The 19,544-nt window shown below is 73.2% G+C and carries 16 protein-coding genes and 1 pseudogene; 7 read left to right on the top strand and 10 right to left on the bottom strand.

Annotated features, from left to right (window positions below):
* Positions 1-57: 57 nt before the first annotated feature.
* Complete coding sequence (locus tag F6W97_RS01955; protein ID WP_230686330.1) at positions 58-1,377, bottom strand: M23 family metallopeptidase; 1,320 nt, start codon at positions 1,375-1,377, stop codon at positions 58-60.
* Positions 1,378-1,493: 116 nt separating this feature from the next.
* A complete protein-coding gene (locus tag F6W97_RS01950; protein WP_155368347.1) occupies positions 1,494-4,343 on the bottom strand; it encodes an AfsR/SARP family transcriptional regulator in 2,850 nt (949 codons plus the stop codon).
* Between the two features lie 136 nt (positions 4,344-4,479).
* Between F6W97_RS01950 and F6W97_RS01945 the strand changes: the two genes are divergently transcribed.
* Positions 4,480-4,728, top strand: coding sequence for a hypothetical protein (locus F6W97_RS01945; protein ID WP_155368346.1), 249 nt, complete (start codon positions 4,480-4,482; stop codon positions 4,726-4,728).
* 4 nt (positions 4,729-4,732) lie between these two features.
* Here F6W97_RS01945 and F6W97_RS01940 read toward each other — a convergent pair whose 3' ends face one another.
* From F6W97_RS01940 to F6W97_RS01915, 6 genes are all read right to left on the bottom strand, one after another.
* A complete protein-coding gene (locus F6W97_RS01940) occupies positions 4,733-5,635 on the bottom strand; it encodes a hypothetical protein (protein WP_155368345.1) in 903 nt (300 codons plus the stop codon).
* Positions 5,616-6,053, bottom strand: a complete 438-nt coding sequence (locus F6W97_RS01935) for a cupin domain-containing protein (RefSeq protein ID WP_155368344.1) — start codon at positions 6,051-6,053, stop codon at positions 5,616-5,618. Before F6W97_RS01935 ends, F6W97_RS01940 begins: the two co-directional genes overlap by 20 nt.
* A 66-nt stretch (positions 6,054-6,119) precedes the next feature.
* The gene (locus F6W97_RS01930) at positions 6,120-7,520 is read right to left on the bottom strand and encodes a peroxidase family protein (protein WP_230686329.1); all 1,401 of its coding nucleotides are present in this window, start codon (positions 7,518-7,520) and stop codon (positions 6,120-6,122) included.
* 59 nt (positions 7,521-7,579) lie between these two features.
* Positions 7,580-7,813, bottom strand: a complete 234-nt coding sequence (locus F6W97_RS01925) for a hypothetical protein (protein ID WP_155368342.1) — start codon at positions 7,811-7,813, stop codon at positions 7,580-7,582.
* 5 nt (positions 7,814-7,818) lie between these two features.
* Positions 7,819-8,745: an RNA polymerase sigma-70 factor gene (locus F6W97_RS01920; protein ID WP_155368341.1), complete on the bottom strand. Its 927-nt coding sequence runs from the start codon at positions 8,743-8,745 to the stop codon at positions 7,819-7,821.
* A gap of 53 nt (positions 8,746-8,798) precedes the next feature.
* The gene (locus tag F6W97_RS01915; protein WP_230686328.1) at positions 8,799-9,272 is read right to left on the bottom strand and encodes a DUF5997 family protein; all 474 of its coding nucleotides are present in this window, start codon (positions 9,270-9,272) and stop codon (positions 8,799-8,801) included.
* 156 nt (positions 9,273-9,428) lie between these two features.
* Between F6W97_RS01915 and F6W97_RS01910 the strand changes: the two genes are divergently transcribed.
* Positions 9,429-10,181, top strand: coding sequence for a LysR substrate-binding domain-containing protein (locus tag F6W97_RS01910; RefSeq protein WP_155368340.1), 753 nt, complete (start codon positions 9,429-9,431; stop codon positions 10,179-10,181).
* Positions 10,182-10,206: 25 nt separating this feature from the next.
* On the opposite strand, the gene F6W97_RS01905 is transcribed toward F6W97_RS01910, so the two are convergent.
* The gene (locus tag F6W97_RS01905) at positions 10,207-11,199 is read right to left on the bottom strand and encodes an Acg family FMN-binding oxidoreductase (protein ID WP_230686327.1); all 993 of its coding nucleotides are present in this window, start codon (positions 11,197-11,199) and stop codon (positions 10,207-10,209) included.
* A gap of 109 nt (positions 11,200-11,308) precedes the next feature.
* Between F6W97_RS01905 and F6W97_RS01900 the strand changes: the two genes are divergently transcribed.
* Positions 11,309-11,950: a response regulator gene (locus F6W97_RS01900; protein ID WP_155368339.1), complete on the top strand. Its 642-nt coding sequence runs from the start codon at positions 11,309-11,311 to the stop codon at positions 11,948-11,950.
* Here the strand turns inward: F6W97_RS01900 and F6W97_RS01895 are convergent, their stop codons facing one another.
* Positions 11,951-13,597 (bottom strand): GAF domain-containing sensor histidine kinase, encoded by a 1,647-nt coding sequence (locus F6W97_RS01895; RefSeq protein ID WP_230686397.1) that lies wholly within the window; start codon positions 13,595-13,597, stop codon positions 11,951-11,953. It abuts the gene before it with no gap.
* 250 nt (positions 13,598-13,847) lie between these two features.
* On the opposite strand from F6W97_RS01895, the gene F6W97_RS01890 reads away from it, so the two are divergent.
* The 4 genes and pseudogenes from F6W97_RS01890 (at position 13,848) to F6W97_RS01875 (ending at position 19,517) form a co-directional block, all read left to right on the top strand.
* Complete coding sequence (locus F6W97_RS01890) at positions 13,848-14,846, top strand: Acg family FMN-binding oxidoreductase (RefSeq protein WP_155368338.1); 999 nt, start codon at positions 13,848-13,850, stop codon at positions 14,844-14,846.
* Positions 14,847-14,880: 34 nt separating this feature from the next.
* A pseudogene (locus F6W97_RS01885) lies at positions 14,881-15,117 on the top strand (response regulator transcription factor); the annotation flags it as partial.
* A gap of 148 nt (positions 15,118-15,265) precedes the next feature.
* The gene (locus F6W97_RS01880) at positions 15,266-15,910 is read left to right on the top strand and encodes a hypothetical protein (protein ID WP_155368336.1); all 645 of its coding nucleotides are present in this window, start codon (positions 15,266-15,268) and stop codon (positions 15,908-15,910) included.
* Positions 15,911-16,100: 190 nt separating this feature from the next.
* Positions 16,101-19,517, top strand: a complete 3,417-nt coding sequence (locus F6W97_RS01875) for a S8 family serine peptidase (protein ID WP_230686326.1) — start codon at positions 16,101-16,103, stop codon at positions 19,515-19,517.
* Positions 19,518-19,544: the final 27 nt, after the last annotated feature.

Here is a 19,544-nt window from a genome sequence, read left to right as displayed (position 1 = left end):
CGGCGGGGCGGGAGCAATGTCCCGCCCCGCCCTGGTCCGCGCCTCCTCCGTGGCGGGTCAGGAGGCGTAGATGAGTTTGACGCCGCCGAGCGTCAGGGCCGCCACCGCGGACCCGCCGACGCCGGAGTTGAGGTTGCGCCAGGCGTTGTTGCTGGCCGCCTCGTGTACGAAGCCGCCCGCGCTGGTGTAGATGTGCTTGACGCCGCCGACGTTCATCGCGGCGAGGGTGCTGCCGGACACGCCGGAGATGCCGGTCCACAGGTTCCGCCACCCGGCGTTGCTCGCCGCCTCGTACACCGAGCCGCCGTTGACCGTGTAGATGATCTTCGTGGTGCCGACCGTGATCGCGGCGACCGCCGAGGCGGGGATGCCCGTGCTGAGGTTGCGCCAGGCGTTGGCGCTGTGCGCCTCGTGCACGTACCCGCCGACGATGCTGTAGACGTACTTGACCCCGCCGAGCTGGATCACCGAGATCGAGGACGAGCTGGCGCCGCCGATGCCGGTGTTGAGGTTGCGCCAGGCGTTGTTGCTGGCCGCTTCGTGCACGTAGCCGTCGACGACGTTGTAGATCAGTTTCACGCCGTTGAGGTTCACCGCGGCCAGGGCGGTGCCCTGCGCGCCCTGGACTCCGGTCCACAGGTTCTGCCAGCCGGCGTTGCTGGCCGCCTCGTAGATCCGGCCGCCGTTGAGGCTGTACACGATCTTCGTGGTGCCCAGCAGGATCGGCGCGATCGCCGAACCGGTGACCGCCCCGGCGCTACCGGAGATCGGCAGGGCCCGCCAGGCGTTGTTGCTGGCCGCCTCGTACACCTGCCGCGACCCACCGCCAGGATTCTGGCCGATGTAGACCAGCGGGCTGATCCTGGTGCCGGCCGGGTTGATCATGTGCCAGTGCAGGTGCGGGCCGGTCGAGCTGCCCGAGCCGTCCGCACCGGCCGCGCCGCCCGAGCGCCCCACGATCGCGCCCGCGCCGACGCTCGCGCCGTTGCCGAGCAGGAACTGCGACAGGTGCATGTACTGGCTGCGGTACCCGTCAGCGTGGTGGATGGTGACGGTGTGCCCGCCGGTGCCGTTGTACGGGATGTTCTGGATGGTGCCCGCACCGCAGGCAGGCAGGGCCGTGCCGACGCCCATCCCGAAGTCGATCCCGCCGAGCGAGCCGCGGGACAGGTGGCCTTCCCAGGTGTCGGTGATCGGGTAGGCGCCGAACGGGTTGTAGATCGCCGGTGCGGCCGACGCGGCCGAGGGCAGCAGCACCCCGCCGACGGTCATGGCGCCCGCGCCGAGCGCGGTCGCGCGCAGCATCGTGCGCCGGCTCATGCCCGGCGCCGGTTCACCGCCGCCCCCGCAGCAGGCAGCTTCGTCGTCGTGCTTCATAAGCGCTCCTTCTGAGAGCCACCGGCCCGGACCGGTCCCTCACATGTGGACGGACGAAAGTGCCTTCATCCTGTGGCCACGCCCCACACGGGAGCACATCCGGTCTTCACACGCGGTCACGCCTGGCTCAGGCGGGCCAGCCTGTCCCGCAGCTCACCGGCATCGGGATGGCCCAGCTCGTCGAGCATGGCCAGGGACAGCCGCCAGGCGTCGGCAGCGGCCCGCCGATCGCCCGCCGCGTGGTGGGCGTCGCCGAGATGCGTGAGGGTGATGGTCTCGTAGTAGGGGTCGGCAAGCTGTCGCAGCACCACCAGCGCCTGCCCGTAGTAGACGATCGCCTGCTGGTGGTCGCCGTGGCCGTGATGGGCGAAGCCGAGGCTGTCCAGCGCGTTCGCCAGCCCCTCCCGGTCGTCCAGCTCCCGGTGCACCTCGACCGCCTGCTCGCAGTACTTGACCGCGTCGCCGTGCTGGCCCAGCTGGGCGTGCAGCCATCCGATGCTGTTGAGGGCCTGCCCCCGGCCGATGCGGTGGCCTGCCGACTCGAACCGGTCCAGCGCGTGCTGTGCGTCGAGCAGCGCGGCGCGCCGGTCGCCGCGTCCTTCGTGGACCAGGCTCATCCGCAGCTTGGTGTACGCCTGGCCGACCAGGTCGTCCAGCTCGCCGAAGAGGCCGTCGGCCCGGCGGAGGTGGGCCAGCGCCTCGTCGTAGCGCTTCAGGCGGTTGCCGGCCAGGCCCAGGCTGCCGTGCGCGTGCGCCTGGCCGATCCGGTCGCCGCTGCGCTCGGCGGCGGCCAGGGCGGTGCGCTGGCTGGCCACCCAGTCGTGCCAGTGCCCGTACCGGTCCAGGAAGGTCGACAAGGCTGAGGCCAGCTGCCAGGCGTAGGCGGCGACACTCTCGTCGGCGGCCGCGTTCAGGGCGGCCAGCAGCACGGCGTGCTCCCTCGTGAACCACGCCGACGCCTGTTCCACGTCGGCGAACTCCGTCACCACAGCGCCCGGCTCGGCCGGCGCCAGCTCCAGCGGGTAGCGATGCGGATAGATGCGCAACGCCGCCGCGTAGGCCTGGTGCAGGTAGTGGGACAGGACGCGGCGCAGCGCCGCGCGCCGGTCCGACGCGCTCTCGTCGAGCTGTACGAGCCTTGCGGCGTACGCCCGCAGAAGGTCGTGCAGCGAGAACCGGCCCGGCGGGTGTTCGGTGATCAGATGCGCGCGTGCCAGCTCGGCCAGCAGCGGTCGGACCCCGTCCGGCGACGCCGCGGCCAGGCTGGCTGCGGCGTCCACTCCCACGTCCGGGCCCGGGTGCAGCCCGAGCAGCCGGAACAGCGCCGCCGCCGCGGGCGTCAGCCTCCGGTACGACCACGAGAACGCGGCCTGCACGTCGGTGGTGAAATCGCCGGCGTCCTGCGGCCGCAGGCGCTCCCGCACGGCGGACAGCTCCGCGGAGAGCGCGCCCAGCGGAAGCGCCGGGTGGACCGCGGCACGCGCGGCGACCATCGCCAACGCGAGCGGCAGCCGGGCGCACCGGGCCGCGATCTCGTCGGCGGCCGGCAACTCGGCGACCACCCGCGGTGCGCCGAGCCGCCTGATCAGGAACTCGCGCGCCTCGGCCGCGGGCAGCACGTCGAGGGTCACCGGATGCGCGCCCTCCAACGCGACCAGACCGATCAGCTGGTCACGGCTGGTGACCAGCACCATGCCGCCCCGCCCGCCCGGCAGCAGCGGGCGGACCTGCTCCGCGTCGAGCGCGTTGTCGAGCAGCACCAGCACCCGCCGCCCGGCGACCAGGCTCCGGTACATGGCCGCCTGGGCGTCCAGGCCCGCCGGAACCCGTTCCGGCGGGACCCCGAACGCGTCGAGGAAACCGCGTAGCGCCTCCCCCGGCTCCATCGGCCTGGCCCCGGGATGGAACCCGCGCAGGTTCACGTACAGCTGACCGTCCGGGAACCTGCCCGCCACCTGCTGCGCCCAGTGCACCGCGAGCGCGGTCTTGCCCACGCCCGCCGTGCCCATGAGGACGGTGACCACGGTTGCGGGGGACCTGGCGTCGGCCCCGGCCGCGAGCGCGTCGAGGTGTGCCAACTGCGCGCCGCGGCCGGCGAAACCGCGTACGTCCAGCGGCAGCTGAGCGGGCACCGGATGGGCGGCGCGGGTGGGCGAGGCGCTCGTCGTCGCCGTGACGGACCCGACGGGTTCGGCGGGCGGGTCGAGGGACCGGTCGGCGAGCAGGATGCGTCGCTCCAGTTCCTGCAGCTCACGACTGACGTCAAGGCCGTACTCGTCGGACAGGGCCTGCCGGGCGTTGCGGTAGGCGCCGAGGGCGTCGGTGACCCGGCCGCTGCGGTGCAGGGCGATCATCAACTGGGCCACGAGACGCTGCCGGACCGGGTCGGCGGCCACCGCGTCGGTCAGCTCCGGCACGATCGCCGCGTGGTTGCCGCAGCCGAGCTCCGCGTCGAAGAGCTGCTCCAGCGCCCTGTCGCGTTGTTCGCCGAGGTAGGCGCGGGCGGCGGCGGCGAACGGGGCCCGCACGCCGGCCAGCGGCAGCGTGCCGCGCCACAGCCCGAGCGCCTCGCGCAGCAGGGTGATGGCGGCGCCGGGCGCACGCGCCGCGCGAGCCTGGCCGACGAGCTGGGTGAAGACCGCCAGGTCGAGCCGGCCGGCCGTGATGTGCAGCGCGTAGCCGGCCGCCTGACGATCCACCGTGGCCAGCGGCGCGGCGCCGTCGTGCAGCACGGCCCGCAGGGCGGACACCATGTTCTGCACCTGCAGGTTCGCGGTGCGGGGGGCCGCTCCGCCCCACATCGCCTCGATGATCTCGCTGGTCGCCACCACGCGACCGGCGCGCAGCATGAGCAGGGCGACGAGGTCGAGCTGCTGCCGACGCGCGAACCGCAGCGGCCTCCCGGATACGACGACCTCCACCGGGCCGAGAACGCGAAAGTCACCACCGTCGCTGTCTGAGATCATCGAACGCGATGGTAGCCGGGCGGGGTGAACAGTCCACAGTAGGCGGGTGCCGATCCTGCTGCGGCGCCGGCGGGCGCGAGGAAGTGTGCAGAAAGCTGAGCTGTGCCCGGTGGTGGCCGCTGGCTACCTTCCTTACATGGGCTTGTTCAACCGTTCCCCGTACGTCGCCACCATCAACGGCGAGGTGTTCCGGTGCGTCGTCTGCCGGGGCGGCCTCTTCACCAGCCGCGCCATCAAGCTGAACACCGGCGCGATGGAGTTCTTCGACCTCGCCTGGGCGAACAAGTCGTCGCTCGGCGTCATCTGCACGAACTGCGGGTACGTGCACGAGTTCCTCGGTGACGCCCTGCAGCTGTGGGACTCCGAGTCGGGGGCGCGGGCCTAGCGGCTCACGGCCGGGGAGCCGTGAGCCGGCCCAGCAGGCGCGGCAGCGGTCCGTCCGGCGGCGTCCATACGTCACGGTCGGCGTAGGACCAGGCGTAGACCGGGTTGCCGTCACGCACGAGATCGCACAGTCCGGGCAGGCCGAGTTCCCGGGCGGACCAGTCGTACAGCCGCTGCAACCGTGGCTGGATCACGCCGTAGTCGAGCATCCGCCCGAGTCGGTGCTCGTGGGCCAGGTAGGCCCGCAGTTCCGCGGCCGGCGGGTAGCGGTCGGGCAGGACGCGGCCGAGTGACAGGAACACCCCGGCCATGCCCAGCCGTGGATCGCCGAGGAACCGGCCCAGCACGGCCAGCCTGCCCAGGGCCAGCTTCGGTGCGGCGACCAGCGCGTGGGTGTACAGGACTCGCAGCAGGGCGACGTTGAGGAAGAACCGCTCCGGCATCGACTCCTGCTCGGCCAGGTCCCGGTTGTCCAGGTACCCGCCGACGATGCTGGCGTTGTGGGCTCGATACCAGTGCCGGGCGGTCGGCTGGGCTATGAAGGCGGACCAGAGCGCGACCGCCGGCGCCGAGGGCTCCCCCGCCATCCCGCCCGATCGGGCCATCGCCTCGCAGCCGTCGCGCAGCAGGCGGTCGTTGACGGCGCGCCACCAGCGGCTGCCGGGTGGCCGCGCGGCCAGGGAGTTGAGCACGCCCCGCCGGGCCTGCCAGCGCATGAACGACATGGCGGCCCGCCGGAACGGCAGGTGCTGCGGGGCCTGGCCGTACGGCCCGCGGTAGGTCCGCGCCAGCAGCGCGATGCGCCGCCGCGGATCGTCGCGTACTGCCGCGACCTGGGCTTCGGCCCACTGCGCGGCGTCGGGTCCCCGACGTCGTGCAGTGGGCTGCTCAGGACGGCCGAGGCGCACGTCTGTCCCTGCGCCGGGCCAGCTCGTCGTCGTCCACCAGCGTGAGCATCGGCTGGCCGGGCGCGCACAGCATGGTGACCGTGAACCGCAGGCGCACGTCGTCGCGGTTGTTGCCGTCCTGGTAGTGGATGACGTCGCCGCCCGCCTCCCAGAACGCCTCGCCCGCGCGGACGACCCGCTCCGGCTCGCCTTCCAGCTCCAGCAGCATCTCGCCTTCCAGCACGTAGCCGAACGCGGGACCGGAGTGCCGGTGCGGCGGCGTGCCGGGGTCGCCGGGCGGATACTCGATGACCACGGTCATCGCGTGGGCGCCCGCCGGGATGAAGGGCGGCTCGGCCTCCTGCAGCGTGGTGAGCGCCGTCTGCCACGCGTTCGACCTCGGCTGCCGGCCCGCGCTCGTCAGGTCGCTGTCTGCCATGGCGAATACCTCCAAAAGGAACGGTGTCGGATGCTGCGGTGTCACTTCCCGGCGATCGCCGGCCCGTCACTGTGGCCGGACCGGCCCGGCGCCGCCCGCGTCGAGGGTGAGCAGGTCTGCCAGGCCGAAGCCCGCGTCGGTGGCCGGCAGTTTCGGCTGCCAGTCCGGCTCCAGGCTCAGGTAGCTCGCCGCGTCGGCACGCAGCAGGCCGATGAGGACTTCCGCCACGATCCGGCCGCCGACCGGGCCGAGCCGGTCGCCGCTGCCCCGGTGTTCGGCCTCCTTGAGGATGTAGAACCACAGCGGGGTGCCCTGCGGCCAGGTCTGCTCCAGTTCGTCGGCGGTCAGCGGGGCCACCGTGAGCAGCCGTGCGACGGCTTCGCCGCTGGGCAGCGCGGTGGTGTCGCCGCGCAGCAGGTCACGCACCGCCAGGGAGCGGTACGCGGCGGTGTCGACCGCCCCCGTGACCTGCTCGGGCAGCCCGATGAGGCTGGCGGCGAGCCTCCCGTCGAGGCGTTTGGCCCGCTGCGCGGGCGGGCGGCCGGGCAGGTCGAAGACCTGGGCGAGGTCCAGGCGGCGGTCGGCGGCCAGCGGGCCGAACCCGACCAGGTCCGGGAAGAGCGGCACCGCGGGGCCGCCCTCGACGAGCCGGTAGGTGTGCCTGATCTGGCCGTGGCCGTAGCGGAACGCCGCGTCGGCGAACTCCAGCGGGATGTACGCGTGCCCCGCCGGCGGCGCGAACCACCGGCCGCCCTCGGCGAGCACCTGATCGACCAGCTCGGCCCCGACCAGGCGGGGCAGGAAGTCGTGGACGACGATCCACTGGTAGTGCCAGGTGAGGGTGACCCGCGCCTTGTCGAACACGTCGGGCTCGGGCACTCCCGACTCGCGGACCAGGTCGACGATGCGGTTGTGCGCCCGCAGCAGCGCGATGTGCAGCGTCAGCGCGAACAGGTGCGAGTCGTTGCGGGGATCGCCGATCAGCGCCACGCCCTGGGTGTTGCGCGGCACGTCCCCACCGTCCGGGGCGAGCAGGAACTTCGCCGGATCGGTCAGGTCGTACAGGTAGGGCGAGCCGATCGGGCCGTCGGAGTAGACCATCTCCAGGTTGAGTTTCGGGGCGCGGGAGTTGCGCAGCGCCTCGGGGTCGACGCCACCCATGATCGGTGACCGGTCGGCGGTGATGTCGTGGGCGATGAGCTGGCCGAAGAACGGCCACCCGGCGGCCTCGGCGGCGTCGTCGCCACCGGGGCTGAGCCGGTCCAGGACGGCTGTGGCGTCGCAGATCCCGCCGTCGACGCCCGCGCGCATGAGCAGCTGCGGGTCGGTGCCGAGCGGGGCGAGGCCCGGGAACATGCGCCCGTAGCGGGCCGCCCCGGTCGGCCGGTCGACGGCGCGCGCCATGTTGAGGCAGTGGTCGCGGGCGGCCACCCGGCTGCCGTGCGGGTGTGCTGGAGCGCTGCTCACCTGCCGAGCGTATGCCCGGGGGCAGCCCGGTCCGGTCGGGTTGGGCAGATAGTCCGCTGTCATGACGGCTCCGGCCGCCCGGCGTCGTCGCCTTCCAGCGCCTCCACCGCGCCGAGCAGGCTGCGCAGGCCGACCTCCTCGTTCTGGGCGTACGCCGGGTCGAACACCCATTCGTCGATGGGCACGGCGGCCGCCGCCTCCTCGGGCAGGCCGGCCTCGGCCCGGGTCAGCTCGGCCTTGACGTCGGTTTCGAGTTCGTGCAGAAAGGCGCTGTCGCCGGTCGGGATGCTCATGACAGCTAAGACAGGGCGGCCCCGCCGTCTGTGACAGCTTTCGCGGTGGAGATCCTGGCGAGCTTGGCGGGATTCATCACCCACAAGACCTGATCGATGCCTTCGTCGGTCGCCTGGACCGTCACCATCGCGAAGGTGACGCCGTCCCGCGAGACCAGGGCCGAGGGCCGCCCGTTGGCCTCGATCCAGGTGACCTCGGCGCCGGACCAGAACGTCGGGGCGAACGCCACGATGAACTTGGCCACGGTCGTCCGGCCGGTGACGGGGTGTTTCGCGGCGCGCACCGCTCCCCCGCCGTCGGAGTAGCTGACGACGTCGGAGGCGAGCAGTTCCTCCAGCGCGGCGAAGTCGCCCGCGCGGGCCGCGGTGAGGAACGCGGTCAGCAGTCGCCGCTGACGGCCCGGGGGCACCGGCTCGGTCCGCTGCTCGGCGACCCGTTTGCGGGCGCGGCTGACCAGCTGCCGGGCACTGTCCTCGGTCGCCTGGACGATGTCGGCGATCTTCCGGTACGGGTAGTTGAACGCCTCCCGGAGCACGTACGCGGCCCGCTCCGTCGGCGTGAGCTTCTCCATCAGGACCAGCATCGCGAGTTCGAGCGCCTCGCCCCGTTCCGCCCCCAATGCCGGGTCTGCGCTCGTGTCGACTGGTTCGGGCAACCAGGGCCCGAGGTAGGTCTCGCGACGCGAACGAGCCGACTGCGCGGCGTTGATCGCCAGCCGGGTCGTCGTCGTGGCCAGGAACGCGGCCGGCTCCCGCACCGTGTCACGGTCGTAGGCCTGCCACCTCAGCCACGTCTCCTGCACGATGTCCTCGGCCTCCGCCGCGCTGCCGAGCATGCGGTAGGCGATGCCGAACAGGCGCGGGCGAAGGCTCGCGAACGCCGAGGCGGCCTCTTCGAGAGCGGCCGCCGACGGATCGCCCAGAGCCGGCACGACCTCATGCTATCGAGCTGGTCCTGGGCGGGTGGTCGATCACCCGTGGCGCGTCACCGGCGCGCGGTGCGCCCACCCCTGCCGGCCGGGGTCTTCCGGCGCGCGGCGGGCTTGGCAGCCTTGGCCGGCTTGGCGGGTTTGGCGGCCGGTTCGCCCGACTCGCGCCGCTCCTGCAGCCGCCGCTGCTCACGCTGCACCTCGGCGTGCGTGGCACGCTCGGCGACCAGCCACTCCGGCGGGTCGGCGACCAGGGCCGCGATCTGTGCGGTCGTGAGCGGCTCGGTGATGCCGCCGCGGGCCAGCCCGCTGTTGGAGATCCGCAGCCGCGCGGCGACCACGTTGCGCGGGTGCGGGCCGTCGCGGCGCAGGTCGGAAAGCCACTGCGGGGGGTTGCGCTGGAGCTCGTCGAGGTCCTCGCGGGATACCAAGCTCTCCTGGAACTCCTGCGGCGTGGCCGGCAGGTAGATGTCAAGCTTCAGCGCCGCCGTGGCGGGCTTCATCACCTGGGACTGTTTGGGCTTGGTCACCCGCCCAGCCTACCGGCCGCGCAGCTCACCCCGGACCGCGGTGCCTGCCGTCACCGGTCCGGGGCACACCGGCTGCCGGTACTCTGGCCAGGTTGCGCACCACCGCAGCGCTGCCCGTGAACCGGCGCCTGGCCGGTCGACGCTTCGGAGGCAACCGTGCCCGACCCCGAGGACCCCCGTCCCACGACGTTCCGCCTGCTGGCCGTCCCCGGCGTCACCGTGGACAAGTGGACCCGCACCTGGTCCGAGCGCCGACCGGAGGTGGACCTGCAGGTCGAGCCCACCGCAGCCGCCGAGGCCGCCACGGTGCTGGCCGCGGGGGCCGACGCCGGCCTGCTCCGGACGCCGGTCGACCAGGACGTCTTCCACGCCATCCCGCTGTACACCGAGGTGACGGTCGTCGTGGTGCAGCGTGATCACCTGCTGTCCGCGGGCGACGACCTGACCGTCGCCGATCTCGCCGACGAGCAGCTGCTGCGGCCCCTGGACGATGTGATCGACTGGACTGGCGTGCCGGCGGCCCCTGCCGTCGCCGAGCACCGGCCGGCCACCACGGCCGACGCCGTCGAGCTCGTCGCCGCCGGGGTCGGGGTGCTCGTCGTGCCGCAGTCCCTGGCCCGTGCCCACCAGCGCCGCGACGTCACCTACCGGGTGCTCACCGACGCCCCGACCTCGTCGGTCGCGCTCGTGTGGCCCCGCGACCGGTACACCGAGCTGGTCGAAGAGATGATCGGGATCGTGCGCGGGCGGACCGCGAACAGCACCCGGGGACGGGCCCAGCAGCCTGCCGAACCGCCCGCGCGCCCGGCGGCCAAGGGCGCGCCACGCGCCACACCCGCGTCCGGGCGGACACCCGCCCGGCGGGGCGGACCGAGCCCGCGCACGTCCCCGAAGCGGCGAGGCCGCTAGCGCAGCGCGACCTCGCCGCCCGCTGTCACCGCCTCGCCCGGGTGCCGGGCTTGATCGATTCCTCGGCGGGGCGGCGCGTGGTGAGGGCCGGTTCGCCGGGCTGTGCGTGGCCGATCCGGATGCAGACCTGCGGCTCGCCGAGGCCCGGCAGCAGCCGGCGCAACTCGTCGCGGGTGTCGGCGACTTCGGTGACGTCGCTGATCGGCGCGCTGCCCAGGCCGTGCACGGCGGCGGTGAGCAGCACCGCCGACAGGGCCTGCCCGGCGTGCAGCCAGGCGACCGGGGTGTCCTCGTCGGTGAAGACGACCAGATAACGGGCCCCGGCGTCGGTGTCTCGGCCGGCGTGCATGGTCTGGCCGCCGAACGGCGCGTAGTCACGAACCGGCACCCGTCGCGGCACCGCCCGTACCGTGGTTTCGGTGGACACGCCCTCGCCGCTCCACGGCGGACGGTGCGTCCAGTCGGCGAGTTCGGCACGGTAGTCGGCATCGGACAGCTGCAGCGCGCCGGCGCGCACGGCCGCCATGGCCAGGACCGCGATCTGGTCGACGTCGACCAGGTGGACGTGGGCGTGCTCACGCTCGCCGGCGACGATCAGCGCCCAGCAGACGGCGTCGGCGACCGGCTCGGAGGTGAACGGCCGCCGGTCCGTGTGGCGGCGCTTGATCGCCGCACGTAGCTGCAGCTCGGCCAGCGCCGGTCGGTGCGGGCCGGTGATGCGCAGCGCCGCGAGCAGGTCCGGGTCTGCCTGGTCGGGCATCAGCCGCACCTCGACGTCGTGTCCGGCGGCGGCCAGGGCGGTGCGGGCGTGGTGCAGCGCGGCTCCGCAGCTGACGGTGAGCAGCCGCCCGGCCGGATCGGCGATGGGGAGCAGGCGCCGCCGGTCGGCGTACAGGCACAGCCTGTCCGGTCCGGCCTCCCAGCGCCACGGCTGGGTGTTGAAGACCGACGGCGCGGCGAGCGCGGTGCGGGCCGCGTCGCGCAGCACCTGTTCGCGGTCCGTCTCGACTGCTGTCATGCCCTCACTGTCCGCCCGCCCCGGGTCCGGCGGGCAGAGCCGGCGGGCCCGCGGCGGACAGGTCTTTGGTCCCTTCCCCGCCGGAACCGCAGAAGCGCAGAATGCGGGGGTGATCCGTGTGTTCCTGCTCGACGACCACGAGGTGGTCCGGCGCGGCCTGTGCGACCTGCTGCAGGCAGGCGGCGACATCGAGGTGGTCGGCGAGTCCGGTTCGGCGGCCGAGGCCACCCGGCGCATTCCCGCGCTGCGCCCCGACGTCGCCGTGCTCGACGCCCGACTGCCCGACGGCAGCGGCATCGACGTCTGCCGCGACGTGCGCTCGGTCGACCCGCACATCAAGGGCCTGATCCTGACCTCGTACGAGGACGACGAGGCACTTTTCGCCGCGATCATGGCGGGAGCGGCCGGGTACGTGCTCAAGCAGATAAAGGGCACCGACCTCGTCGACGCCGTACGCCGGGTCGCCGCGGGCCAGTCGCTGCTCGACCCGGCCGTCACGCAGCGGGTCCTCGAACGCATCCGCAACCCCCGACACGAGCCGGACCAGCTCAAGGCGCTGACCGAGCAGGAGCGCAGGATCCTCGGCCATGTCGCCGACGGGCTCACCAACCGGCAGATCGCCGCGCAGATGTTCCTGGCCGAGAAGACGGTCAAGAACTACGTGTCGAGCCTGCTGGCCAAGCTCGGTCTGGAGCGGCGCACCCAGGCGGCGGTGTTCGCGGTGAAGCTGGCCGAGCGGCCCCCGCGCTGATCACCGGGCCGGTACGTGCCACTGCACGACCGTGCCGGCCGGATCGCCTGCCTCGACCGTGAACTGCCCACCGTGCAGGGCTGCGCGCTCGGCGAGGTTGACCAGCCCGCCGCGCGGGACGGCCCCGCCGACGCCGTCGTCGGTCACCGTCGTGCTGAGCTGCCCGCCCCCGATCCGGATCCGCACCTGGACCCGCCTGGCGCCGGCGTGCCGCACCACGTTGGACAGGGCTTCGCGGACCACGGCGAGCAGGTCGGCGCGCAGCTCGTCGGGCACGGCGCTGTCCAGCGGGCCGTCGAGGACCAGGTCGGGGCGGAATCCCAGGGAATCGGCCGCGCCGTCGACGAGGCTGCGCAGCTCGGCGCGCAGCGACTGCCCCGCCGGGCTGCGCAGCTCGAAGATCGCGCCGCGGATGTCGCGGATGGTGCTGTCGAGGGCGTCGACGGCCGTGCCGATCCGGGTGGCCAGCTCGGGGCGGCCCGCCGCCAGGGACGCGGCGGTCTGCAGTTGCAGGCCCGTGGCGAACAGCCGCTGGATGACCACGTCGTGCAGGTCCCGGGCGATGCGTTCACGGTCGGAGAGCACCAGCAGCGCCTCGCGGTCCTCGCGGGCCCGTGCGCGCAGCAGCGCCAGGCCTGCCTGCCCCGCGAACGCGGTCAGCAGCAGCTCGTCGTCGGCCCGGGCGGGGCCGGTGTACGCCACCAGCAGCACACCCTGCCCTGCGGCGAACGGCGCCGCGACGCCGCGGATGTTCGGCACGGCCACCGGCCAGGGCGCTGCTTTGCCGAGCTGGTCGAGGAACACGACCTGCTGGTTGGCCAGCACCGGCGCGAACCCGGTCTGGGCGACCGGCAGCACGGCCCCGGTCAGTCCCGGAACGGGCTCGGCGGCGTCAACCACGGCGACGGACAGTGTCGCGTCGTCGGCGTCATGCAGCAGTACCGCGACCAGGTCTGCTTCGGCCACCTCACGGGCACGGCGGGCGACGAGTGCGAGCGCCTCGGCGGTCGAGGTGTCCTCGCCGAGCGAGTTGATGATCTCCGCGGTGGCGGCCAGCCACCGCTGTCGCCGCTGCGCCAGGGTGTACAGGCGGGCGTTCTCGATCGCGACGCCCGCGGCGGCGGCCAGTGCGATGGTGATCTCCTGGTCGTCGTCGGTGAACTGCGCGGCCTGGCGTTTCTCGGCCAGGTAGAGATTGCCGAACACCTGGTCGCGGATCCGGATCGGGACGCCGAGAAAACTGTGCATGGGCGGGTGGTTGGCCGGGAAGCCGACCGAGCGGGGATGGGTCGAGATGTCCGCCATCCGCACCGGCTCCGGGTCGCTGATCAGCAGGCCGAGCACACCGTGCCCGGTGGGCAGCTCGCCGATGGCGGCGTGCTGCTCCGCGGTGATGCCGTGGGTGATGAACTCGACGAGGCGGTCGTCCGGGCCGAGCACGCCGAGCGCGCCATAACGGGCGTCCGCCAGGCGGCAGGCGGCCGCGACGATGCGTTCGAGGGTGGAGCGCAGATCCAGGTCGGTGCCGATGCCGACGACGGCGTCGAGCAGGCTGCGCAGCCGTTCGCGACTGGCCATCACCTCCGACACCCGGTCGAGCAGCTCCTGGAGGAGCTCGTCGAGCTGTACGCGCGACAGCGGCGACAGGCCCAGCGATGCCCACTGTTGTTCCACGCCACGATGCTATGGCTCCGGGACGGTCGGGGCCACGCCGCGACGCGTGCTGCTCACCGCCACCGCGGTCGCCACCGGCCCCACGCCCCGGCGGCCCGCAGCAGCCCGCACGGCTGCCCACGGATGAGCAGGGGCGAAAGTCCCGGCCGGACGGACCTTTCGCTCCTGGTCCCGTCGAGCGCCGCGGCGTGCACTTGACGGGACACCTTCTGGAGGCATCGTCATGAACACGTCCCCTCCGCGCCGTCCACCCACCGCGGCCTACGCCGACGCCGCCGAGGCGGCCGGGCGCGCACCGTCGATCCACAACACCCAGCCGTGGCACTGGCAGATCCACCCCGACCGGCTCGACCTGTACGCCGACACCAGCCGCGCGCTTCCCGGCACCGATCCGGACCAGCGGATGCTGCTGGTCAGCTGCGGCGCCGCGCTGCACCACGCCCAGGTCGCGCTACACGCCCAGGGATACGACACCGCGGTACGCCCGCTGCCCGAACCCGACCGGCCCGAGCACCTGGCCACCGTCACCATCACCGGCGATGTCCCGGTCACCGCCCAGGCGATGCGGCTCGCGCGGTCGTTGCGACTGCGGCACACCGACCGCCGGCCCACCGTCGACTCCCCCGTCTCCGCCGAGCAGTTCGAAGAACTCCGCCGCATCGCCGCGGCCGTCGGCGTGCACCTGCACAGGCTCACCCCCGACCAGGTCACCGACCTCGTCGTCGCCGTCTCCCACGCCGAGGACGCCGACGCGGCCGAACCGGCGCGCCAGGCGGAGACGCACCTGTGGACCGGCCCGAGCCGGCCCGCCGGCACCGGACTGCCGCCTGAGGTCATCCCCGACCGGCGGCCCGAGACCGACGTCGGTGAGCGCGACTTCGGCGCGCACGGCACCCTGCAGCCGGGCGGCGGCCACGACAAGGCCGCGACCTATGTCGTGCTGTTCGGCGCCGACGACGACCGGGCCGCATGGCTGCGCGCCGGGCAGGCCCTGTCCGCGGTGTGGCTGCAAGCCACCGCCCAGGGACTCGCGGTGCTGCCGTACAGCCAGGTGATCGAGATCGACGGCACCCGCGCCATGATGCGCCGCATCCTGTCCCACCTCGGCCAGGCCTACCTCGTGCTGCGCCTGGGCGTGGCCGACCCCGAGCACGCGCTGCCAGGACACACCCCACGGCTGCCGTTCGAGCAGACCGCCACCGTCGACCAGGCCGCTCGATGAGCCGCCGGCCCGCCCGGGGGCACCGGAACCCGCCATGATCCGGGTGTGCATCCTCGACGGCCACGAGGTCGTCCGCCGCGGCGTCATCGACCTGCTTCAGCAGGCCGGTGACGCCGACGTCGTCGGTGCGTCCGGGTCGGCCGCCGAGGCCACCCGGCTCATCCTCACGCTGCGACCGGACGTCGCCGTACTCGACGCGCGCCTGCCCGACGGCGACGGCACCGACCTGCTCGACGCGGTACGCCGTGTCGCCGCCGGGCAGTCGCTGCTCGGCACCCGGCGATGACGGCGTGGGACGGGTCCATGGTCCGTGCGGTGGGGAGTCTTTGGTCCCGCCACGAGGGGTCGTCGAACTCTGCTGGTGCAGGTGTGACGGGCGGGATTCTGTGTGCAGACCCCAACGTCCAAAGGAGACGATGATGAAGCGCAGGACCTTCGACCTGATGTTCAGCCTCGGCGGTGTGGCCATCGCCATCCTGCTGACCGTCGCCGGTGTCGTGCTGACGGCCAACGCGAACTTCGCCACTGACTACGTCACCTCGCAGCTGGCCGAGCAGAACATCACCTTCAAGACCCTCGACACCCTCACCCCCGCCGAGCGCGAGCAGCCCGGACTGGTCGAGTACGCCGGGCAGAAGCTCACCACCGGCAAGCAGGCCGAGGTGTACGCCCTGCAGTTCATCGGCCTGCACCTGAAGAACACCGCGGGCGGCAAGACCTACGCCGACCTCGGCGTGCCGCAGAGCCAGCTCCGCGCACAGGTCGCCGAGGCGACCAAGAACAACGACCCGAACCTGGCCGCCCTGCAGCAGCAGCTGGCCGACGTCACCGCCCAGCGCGAGACCATGTTCAAGGGCGAGACCCTGCGCGGCCTGCTGCTGACCACCTACGGCTTCAGCGAGTTCGGCGTCAAGGCCGGCCAGGCCGCCCTCGTGGCCTACCTCGCCGCCCTGGTGCTGGCGCTGCTGTCGATCGCGGGCCTCGTCCACGCCTACACCACCCCCCGCACCGTGGCCTTCGCTCCGGTCGAAGCCGCCCCGGACCGTGTGCGGGTCGACGCCTGACCGCCCTACCCGCCTGCGCCGAGCCGGTCACCGACAGGTGACCGGTTCAGGCCGTTGCCGGATACCGCGATTCGGAGCGGATCACGGCAATTCTGGGGACTCGGGCAACCATGCGTCGGTCGGCTCCCGTTAGGGGTAGAGCGCGCCGGTCACTCCCCCGACGGCCGCTCTGATCCTGAAAGGAGTCGATGTGGTCCACATCAGACCCCGAAATCTCCTGCTCGCGCTGCCGGTGGCGGTGCTGTCCGCCATGCTCGGCGGCGCGGGCGCCGGTGTCGCCGAACAACCTGCCGACGCCGCGCCCCCCGCCCCCACCCTGCTGCCGGCCGGTCGGCAGTACACGGTGACGCTGCTGACCGGCGACGTGGTGACGGTGCAGACCCGCCCGACCGGCTGCCCGCTGGTCTCGGTCCGGCCCGCGAAGCCGAGCGGCGTGCTCCAGCGCAGCTGCGGCCCCGACGGTCACGTCCGGGTCGTGCCGGGGCAGGCTGCGGCGCTGATCGGCTCGGTGCTGGACGAGTCGCTGTTCGACGTCACCACTCTGATCATCGAGGGCTACGACGACGCGCGGGCCAAGGAAATCCCACTGATCGTGCGACAGGGCAGCGGGCCGCAGGCCAGGCAGTCGCTGACCGCAGGCCTCGGCCGGGCCCGGACGCTGGCCAGCATCGGGGCGGTGGCGGGCCGCCAGCCCAAGGCGAAGGCAGCCGAGTTCACGGACTCGCTGTCGCAGCTCGCCTCCGCCCGCTCTGCCGCCGGCTCGGGCACCCGGGTGTGGCTGGACCGTCGCGTGCGTGCGACCGCCGAGACGGGTGGCAGCGGTCTCGACGCCAACCTGCGCCAGGTACAGGCGCCGCAGGCCTGGGCCGCCGGTTTCACCGGCCAGGGCGCGAAGGTCGCGGTGCTGGACACCGGCGTCGACTTCACGCACCCCGACCTGAAAGGCCGCATCGCGCAGTGGGCGGACTTCAGCACCGACGACGGTGACGGTGTCGACCGGTTCGGGCACGGCACCCATGTTGCCGCCACCATCGCCGGGACGGGCGCAGCGTCGGCCGGGGCGCGCCGCGGGGTCGCGCCCGGGGCGCAGCTGCTGATCGGCAAGGTGCTCGACGACTACGGCTACGGCACCGATTCGCAGATCATCGCCGGGATGGAGTGGGCGGCCCCGCGCGCCGATGTGATCAACCTGAGTCTGGGCGGCTGGGAGCCCAGCGACGGCACCGACCCGCTGTCGCTGGCCGTCGACGCGCTGACCGACCAGCACGGCGCGCTGTTCGTGGTGGCGGCGGGCAACGACGGCCCAGCCGACGGCACCGTGTCGTCGCCCGGCGCGGCCGCCTCGGCGCTGACCGTCGGCGCGGTGGACGGCCACGACGTGCCGGCCGACTTCTCCAGCCGGGGCCCACTGGTCAACACCCGCGCGGCCAAGCCTGAACTGGTCGCACCGGGCGTGGACATCGTCGCCGCGCGCGCGGCGGGCACCGGCATGGGCCGGGTGATCGACGCCCGGTACACCGCGGCTTCCGGCACCTCGATGGCGACGCCGCATGTCGCCGGTGCGGCCGCGATCCTGGCGCAGCGCCACCCGGACTGGAAACCCGCCCAGTACAAGGCCGCGCTGGTCGGCGCGAGCGATCCGCTGCCCGCCGCCGACCCGTACACGGTCGGATCGGGCCGCCTGAACGTCGCCCGCACGCTGCACGGGGCCGTCAGCGAGCAGGCGGTCGTCAACCTCGGCGTGTTCGCCCATCCGCAGTCGGGCAGCGCGCAGACGACGCTGTCGTGGACGAACACCGCGGCGCTGCTCCCAGCCCGGTTGCGGTTCAGCGTGACCGTCAAGGACCGGCACGGGGTGAGCGCTCCGGCCGGCACGGCATCGCTGTCGGCGCGGTCGGCGGTCATCGCCCCGGGCGCGCAGGCGTCGCTCGGCCTGCGGATCGACCGGGCCCGGCCGGCGGCCTCGCCGGGGCTGTACACGGCCGTGGTCACCGCGCGCACGGTCGCCGGCGCGTTCGTTTCCAGCACTCCGGCGACCTTCTACGTGGAGCCGCCCAGCCACGAGCTGACGCTGACCTCCACCGCCCTGCCGCAGACCCCCGCGAACTCCGCCGTGTACGTGTCGGCGATCGTGGTGAACCTCGACGACCGGGCACTGTTCGCGCAGCGCTGGGACGTCCCGCTCGGCGAGGCCGTGACGCTGCGGGTGCCCGCCGGCCGGTACAGCGTCATGGCTTCGGTCTGGGACATGGGAGAGACGTCGTGGCGGATGGGCCTGGTCGGTGACCCTGATGTGGCGGTCGTCGCGGACACCGCGCTGGTGCTCGACGGCGCGCGGGCCAAACCGGTGACGGCGGCCGTGGACGGGGTCGCGACCGTGCCGAACGCGGTCGGCCTCACCTACGAGCAGACGCCCCGGCACGGCCCCGGCTGGTCGGACTTCGCGTTCGCGTGGGGCGAGGACGCGCGCAAGGGCAGCGTGTTCGCGACCCCGGCGGCCGGGCCGGGCATCGGCACGTTCGACGCGTACGCCTCGTACTCGCTGGTGGCGCCCGGCGACGGGCCGAGCCCGTACCTGTACGACCTGATCCGGCCGCTCGGCCACGGGATCCCGGACGATCTGGCCTACCGGGTCGGCTCAGCGGAGCAGGCCCGGCTCGCCCGCATCGACCAGCGGTTCCACCTCATGGACATCGAGGAGACGTACGTCGGCCACAAGCGCTACGGCTACAGCCCGTCCGGTGAGTACATCGCCGAGGCGTCCACCGAGGGCCTGTCCGGCGACCGCGTGGACTACGTAACGCCGGGCTTCGCGTGGAAGGACGAGGCGTTCTACAACGCGGGCATCGGGTACGGCGTGGTGACCCAGGAGTCCAAGCGCACCTACACGCCGCGCAGCCGGCAGCAGAAGGTGTGGGTGCGCCAGCCGCTGCGTCCGGACTGGTACGACGATCCGACACCGTCCTCCAGCGGCTGCGTGCCCGCGCCGGTGCGGCGCACCCGCGGCATCCTGCACGTCGAGCTGGTCGACCTGACCGACGAGCACCAGCGCTTCGACTGCCTGGGCTGGGGTGACGGCTGGTCGGCGACCACCCGGACGCTGACCCTGCACCGCAACGGCGCCCTGCTGGGACAGCACCCCGAGTCGTTCGGCGACTTCACCGTCCCGTCGGGCGCTGCCACCTACCGGCTCACCTACGACCTGGACGCGAGCGCCCTGCTTCCGGTCTCCACCCGGGTGACCACGGCGTGGACCTTCCGCTCTGCCGCGCCCGCAGGAACCGGGAGCGCCCCGGTAGCCCTGCTGTCGGTCGACTACGCGCTGCCGCTCGACGTGGCGAACCGCCCGACCGGGGGCGTCGCCGGGTTCACGATCCGGCAGGCGCACGGCGTGCCCCGGCAGGACATCACGTCGTTCCGGCTGTGGACCTCATTGGACGACGGGAAGACCTGGCAGCCCGCGGCCGTGACGGCCGACGGCGACGGCTTCGGCGCGACGCTGCCGACACCGTCGGCCGGGCAGTCCGTCTCGCTGCGGGTGAAGGTCGGCGCGTCGGCCGGCAGCGCCGTGGAGCAGACCATCATCCGGGCGTACCGCGCCGGCTGACGGTCTCGCGAAAGTCCGGTGGCCGTG

The sequence above is a fragment of the Catellatospora vulcania genome, assembly GCF_009720385.1.
Classification (GTDB): domain Bacteria; phylum Actinomycetota; class Actinomycetes; order Mycobacteriales; family Micromonosporaceae; genus Catellatospora; species Catellatospora vulcania.
The sequence above is the reverse complement of the archived record's forward strand: the minus strand, read 5'-3'. Positions and strand labels throughout refer to the sequence as shown.